4 protein-coding genes are annotated in these 6,072 nt (G+C 69.9%); 2 read left to right on the forward strand and 2 right to left on the reverse strand.

Annotated features, from left to right (window positions below):
• Positions 1-159 precede the first annotated feature (159 nt).
• Both ACWD6P_RS36610 and ACWD6P_RS36615 read right to left on the reverse strand, forming a co-directional pair.
• Complete coding sequence (locus ACWD6P_RS36610) at positions 160-1,017, reverse strand: siderophore-interacting protein (protein ID WP_451448541.1); 858 nt, start codon at positions 1,015-1,017, stop codon at positions 160-162.
• 49 nt (positions 1,018-1,066) lie between these two features.
• Positions 1,067-1,981, reverse strand: coding sequence for a 5'-3' exonuclease (locus ACWD6P_RS36615; protein ID WP_451448544.1), 915 nt, complete (start codon positions 1,979-1,981; stop codon positions 1,067-1,069).
• A gap of 226 nt (positions 1,982-2,207) precedes the next feature.
• Between ACWD6P_RS36615 and ACWD6P_RS36620 the strand changes: the two genes are divergently transcribed.
• Together ACWD6P_RS36620 and ACWD6P_RS36625 are read left to right on the forward strand one after the other, a co-directional pair.
• The gene (locus tag ACWD6P_RS36620; RefSeq protein ID WP_451448542.1) at positions 2,208-3,371 is read left to right on the forward strand and encodes a quaternary amine ABC transporter ATP-binding protein; all 1,164 of its coding nucleotides are present in this window, start codon (positions 2,208-2,210) and stop codon (positions 3,369-3,371) included.
• Positions 3,364-5,961 (forward strand): ABC transporter permease/substrate binding protein, encoded by a 2,598-nt coding sequence (locus ACWD6P_RS36625; RefSeq protein WP_451448543.1) that lies wholly within the window; start codon positions 3,364-3,366, stop codon positions 5,959-5,961. Before ACWD6P_RS36620 ends, ACWD6P_RS36625 begins: the two co-directional genes overlap by 8 nt.
• Positions 5,962-6,072 lie beyond the last annotated feature (111 nt).

Genomic DNA, 6,072 nt, shown 5'->3' on the forward strand with positions numbered 1-6,072 from the left:
GGACGTAAAGCGAAGCAGTCCGGACACCCTGCCCCGGAGGACCGCCACCGCCACCCGAAAAGCCCCGCGCAGCGGCACCCAGCTCGCCGCAGGCGCAACGGCGAGAAACCCCCACGGCGGGTCAGCCGAAAACGTCGCCCCAGGCAAGGCGCAGCCGAATCAGCCAAGCGCAGCGGAAGCCGCTTCCTGTTCGGCCTCCACCCGCTGGTTCCAGTCGCGCTTGGTCGCCTGCCAGCCGTCCTCGTCGTGGCCGGTGCGCCAGTAGCCGGAGATGGAGAGGGACTCGCGGGGGACGCCGTGCTCGATGCGCAGCAGGCGGCGGAGTTCCTTGACGAATCCGGCCTCGCCGTGGACGAAGGCCTGGACCTGGCCGGCCGGGAAGTCCAAGGCCCGTACGGCGGCGACCAGTTCGCGGCCGACGGGGGCGCTGCCGCGGTGGAGCCAGGTGATCTCGGCGCCGGCCGGAGCGGTCAGCTCCTGGCGCTCTTCCGGGCCGGCGACCTCGATGAAGGCGTGTACCGGGACGCCCGCGGGCATCCGGGCCAGGGAGGCGGCGATGGCGGGCAGCGCGCTCTCGTCGCCGGCGAGCAGGTGCCAGTCGGCGCCGGGGTCGGGGACATAGGCGCCGCCGGGGCCGAGGAGGAAGATCTCCTCGCCCGGCTTCGCGGCCGCCGCCCAGGGGCCGGCCAGCCCCTCGTCGCCGTGCACCACGAAGTCCACGGTCAGCTCGCGGGTCTCGCCGTCCCAGGCGCGGACGGTGTAGGTCCGCGTTCTGGGCCAGCGGTTGCGCGGGAGCTCGGCGCGTATCCGGGCGATGTCGAACGGCTCGGGGTAGTCCACGCCGGGCAGCGGAAAGACCAGCTTGACGTAGTGGTCGGAGTACTCGCCCGCCGCGAACTCCGCCAGCCCCTCACCGCCCAGCACCACACGGACCATGTGCGGGGTGAGCTGCTCGGTGCGCTGCACCCGGGCGCGGTGCAGTGTGGGCTTCTTGCGGGTCGGACGCTCTGCTGCCACGGCGGTCTCCCCTGACGCGATGTTTGTTAGGTATACCTAACCTAACAGGTCATCGGTGGAGAGTGACGAGCAAGCGGTGCAGCGCGCCGCCGAGACCCCACTGTGCGGCCAGGGCCTCCAGGCGTTCGGGGTCGGCCGGTTCGCTGGGCAGGGTGTGGTCGGCGTCGGGGACCGGCACGTCGTCGGCCACCTTGACGACCTTCGGGGCGAGGGCGACATAGGGGCGCGCCTCCAGCAGGCGCTTGCGCTGGGCCGGGGTCACCTTCGAGGCGGGGTCCTCGGCTGCGGCCATGATGCCCGCGAGGTCGCCGTAGGCGGCCAGCAGCTTGGCGGCGGTCTTCTCGCCGACGCCCGGGACGCCGGGCAGGCCGTCGCTGGGGTCGCCGCGCAGCAGCGCCAGATCGGCGTAGCCGGGGCCGTCCACGCCGTACTTCTCGCGCAGCAGCGCCTCGTCGGTGAGCTGGAGGGTGCCGACGCCCTTGAGGGGGTAGAGCACGCGGATCCCGCGCCGGTCGTCGACGAGCTGGAAGAGGTCGCGGTCGCCGGTGACGATGTCCACCGGGCCCTTCGCCCGCGCGGTCAGGGTGCCGATGACGTCGTCGGCCTCGTAGCCTGCCGCGCCGATGCGGGCGATGCCGAGCGCGTCCAGGACGTCCTCGATGATCGGGACCTGGGGGGAGAGGGTGTCGGGGATCTCCTCTTCGTCGGGCTCGGCGGAGCCGGCCGGGGACTCCTCGGCGACCCGGTGCGCCTTGTAGGTGGGGATCAGATCGACCCGCCACTGGGGGCGCCAGTCGAAGTCCATACAGGCGACCAGCTCATCGGGGTGGTGGTCCTGGACGAGCCGGGCGATGAAGTCCAGCAGGCCGCGTACCGCGTTCACCGGGGTGCCGTCCGGGGCCTTGACCGATTCCGGTACCCCGAAATAGGCGCGGAAGTACAGAGAGGCGGTGTCGAGGAGCATCAGGCGTCGAGTCACACCTCGCATGATGCCGTATGCCCCATACGTCACACCGTTGTGATCTGGAACACCGTCGCGTTTGCGCCAGATAAAGGCGGGCAGGCGCGGACCCGGAGCGGACCCAGTGGAGATCCAGACCTTTCACGGGTGAAGCGGGCCGAACCCGTCCCGCACCACGACCTGCCAGCGGGGGTGGCAGGTCGTTTCTCGTGCAACAAGAGAGGTTTATGTGTCCAGGCTGCAAGCCGAGCACCTGTACAAGGTGTTCGGCAGAAGACCCGAGGACGCGGTCCGCTCCCTCGAAGCCGGCGCGAGCCGGGACGACCTGCGGGCCGAAGGCACCACCGCCGCCGTGATCGACGCGTCGATCGAGGTGGACGAGGGGCAGATCTTCGTCGTCATGGGTCTGTCCGGGTCCGGCAAGTCCACGCTGCTGCGCATGCTCAACGGGCTGCTGGAGCCGACCTCCGGAACCGTCCGCTTCGACGGCCAGGACCTCACCTCGCTCAGCGACAAGGAACTGCGCAAGGTCCGCTCCGAGAAGATCTCCATGGTCTTCCAGCACTTCGCGCTCTTCCCGCACCGCAGCGTGCTGGAGAACGCCGCCTACGGGCTGGAGGTGCAGGGCATCCCGCGCGCCGAGCGCGAGCGGCGGGCCACCGAGGCGCTTGCCCTGACCGGGCTGGAGGGCTGGGAGAAGTCCTGGCCCGACGAGCTGTCCGGCGGTATGCAGCAGCGCGTGGGCCTGGCCCGGGCGCTGGCCACCGACGCCGATCTGCTGCTGATGGACGAGTCCTTCAGCGCGCTCGACCCGCTGATCCGCCGCGACATGCAGGACCAGCTGCTGGAGCTGCAGAAGACCCTGAAGAAGACCATCGTCTTCATCACCCATGACCTCAACGAGGCGATGCGCCTCGGCGACCGGATCGCGGTGATGCGGGACGGCCGGATCGTCCAGATCGGCAGCGCCGAGGACATCCTCGTCCGGCCCGCCAACGACTATGTCGCGTCCTTCATCCAGGACGTGGACCGCAGCCGGGTGCTGACCGCCGGTGCGGTCATGGCCGAGGCCGGCACGGTGCTGGGCACCACGACCCCGGACGGGCGCACGCTCGCCACCGAGGCGGAGTTCCGGGCCGCCGCGCCCGCGAGCGTCGGCGCCGACACCCCGCTGGCCGAACTGTTCGCCCCCTGCTCCACCAGCACCGTTCCCGTCGCCGTGACGGACGACGACGGTGCGCTGGTCGGTGCCGTGGCGGCGGAGCGGCTGCTGGCCGTGCTCGGCGAGTCCGGCGCGGGCCAGGAGGCGGCCCCGGCCGCCGCCGTCCCCGGCCAGCCCACGGCGACGGCCGAGGACAGCGAGCCCGAGGGCAAGGTGATCGCCGGTGCCTAGGATCCAGATCGGCAACTGGGCCAATGACGCCGTCAACTGGCTGCGCGACCACCTCGACTGGCTCTTCACCCTCATCACGAAGGTGCTGAACGGCCTCTACGACGCGATCCACACGGTCCTCGCCGCGCCCGAACCGCTGCTGCTGGCCGGCATCCTCGCGGTGCTCGCCTGGTGGCTGCGCGGACTGCCGGCGGCCCTGCTCACCTTCCTCGGGTTCGCCCTGATCGACTCGGTCCAGCAGTGGGGCCCCACCATCGAGTCGCTCTCCCTGGTGCTGGTGGCCTGCCTGATCACCGTCGTGGTCGCCGTGCCGCTCGGCATCTGGGCGGCCCGCAGCCGGGTCGTCGGCGGTGCGCTGCGTCCGGTCCTGGACCTGATGCAGACCATGCCGGCGATGGTCTACCTCATCCCCGGCATCCTCTTCTTCGGCCTCGGTGTGGTCCCCGGCATCGTCGCCACCATCGTCTTCTCCATGCCGCCCGCGGTCCGGATGACCGAGCTCGGCATCCGGCAGGTCGACGAGGAACTGGTCGAGGCCGCCGAGGCGTTCGGCACCCACCCGCGGCGCACCCTGTTCCGCGTCCAGCTGCCGCTGGCGCTGCCCACGATCATGGCCGGAATCAACCAGGTCATCATGCTGGCGCTGTCCATGGTCGTCATCGCCGGCATGGTCGGCGGCGGCGGTCTCGGCGCGTCCGTCTACAACGCGATCAGCTCGGTCAACGTGGCGCTGGGCGCCGAGGCCGGCCTCGCGGTCGTCATCCTCGCCATGTACCTGGACCGGATGACCGGCGCGCTCAACCAGCGGGTCTCCCCGCTCGGCCGGCGAGCGCTGGCCAAGGCGCAGGCGGCGCTCGGCGGGATGAAGTTCCTGCAGTGGCGGCCCGCCACGTCCGTGGCGATGGTCGGCGTGGTCGTGCTCGCGCTGATCGCCGGCGGGATGGGCGTACTCGGCACGGGCGGCGGCAAGGGCGGCGGCAACGGCCGTCCGATCAGCCTCGGCTACGTCAACTGGGACGAGGGCAAGGCCACCACGTACCTGTGGAAGGAGATCCTGGAGCAGCGCGGGTACCAGCCCAAGGTGCAGGCCCTGGAGGCCGGCCCGCTGTTCGCCGGGCAGGCCCGCGGTGACATCGACGTCCAGACCAACGCCTGGCTGCCGACCACGCACGCCTCGTACTGGAAGAAGTACGCGCACCAGCTGGAGGACCTCGGCGCCTGGTACGACAAGACCTCGCTGGAGATCGCGGTCCCGTCCTACATGAAGGACGTCAAGACCCTCGACGACCTCAAGGGCAAGGGCGGTGAGTTCGGCGGCAGGATCACCGGCATCGAGCCGGGCGCCGGCGAGATGAAGATCCTCAAGGAGAAGGTCCTCAAGGACTACGGCCTGGGCGGCGAGTACCGCGTCCAGGAGTCCAGCACCGCCTCCATGCTCAGCGAGCTGGACCGCTCCATCCGCCGGAAGAAGCCGATCGCGGTCACGCTGTGGTCGCCGCACTGGGCGTACGACAAGTACCCGCTCACCAAGCTGAAGGACCCCAAGGGGTCGTTCGGCTCCGGTGACGGTCTGCACCTGCTCGGCCGCAAGGGCTTCGCGAAGGACGAGCCCGAGGTCGCGAGGTGGATGAAGAACTTCCACCTGGACGAGAAGCAGCTCACCAGCCTCGAGAACGACATCAAGAGCGCCGGCGAGGGCCATGAGCAGGACGGTGTCCGTACCTGGCTGAAGAAGCACCCCGGCCTGGTCGACAAGGTCGCGCCGGGCGGCAAGGCCGCGTACGCCAAGGGCCGGGACGCGGGCAAGGCACCGAACATCGGCTACCCCGCGTGGGACGAGGGGATCGCCACCACCTACCTGTGGAAGAACGTCCTGGAGAAGCGCGGCTACCGGCCGAACATCCGCAACCTCGACATCGGACCGATGTGGACCGGGCTGTCCACGGGGCAGATCGATGTGGAGACGGACGCCTGGCTGCCGGTCGCGCAGAAGCAGTACTGGGACAAGTACAAGAAGGACCTCGTCGACGTCGGCGCCTGGTACGACAAGACGTCGCTGGAGATCGCGGTGCCGTCCTACGTCAAGGGCGTGCAGACCCTCGACGATCTGCGTGCGCACAAGGACGAGTTCAAGGGCAAGATCATCGGCATCGAGCCGGGCACGGGGGAGATGAAGCGGCTCAAGGACACCGTCGCCCCCGCCTACGGCCTGGAGGACTTCGAGGTCACCTCGGCCGGTACCAGCGCGATGCTCGCCGAGCTGGACCGGGCGTACCACAAGAAGGAGCCCATCGCGGTCGTCCTGTGGTCGCCGCACTGGGCGTACAGCAAGTACAAGCTGACCAAGCTCGCCGACCCCAAGGGCACCTGGGGCGCCAACAACCAGATCAAGACGCTCGGCAACAAGAGCTTCCCGAAGAAGTTCCCGGAGTTCCACGGCTGGCTGAAGAACTGGAAGATGAGCGCCGAGGAGCTCGGCAGCCTGGAGAAGGCCATCCAGGACGCCGGCAAGGGCAAGGAGAACCAGGGCGTCGAGAAGTGGATCGACGAGCACCCGGGCATCGTCGACAAGATGGCCCCGGTGAAGTAGGCCCGCAGGGCGTGTGGTTCACCAAAGGTGCGGCGGGCCCCGCTCCGGCAGCTCGGACGGGCCCCCGGAATTCCTGATGCGTAATCAGGCCGCGGCCGGGAGTTCGGGACG

This window comes from Streptomyces sp. NPDC002446, assembly GCF_053595675.1.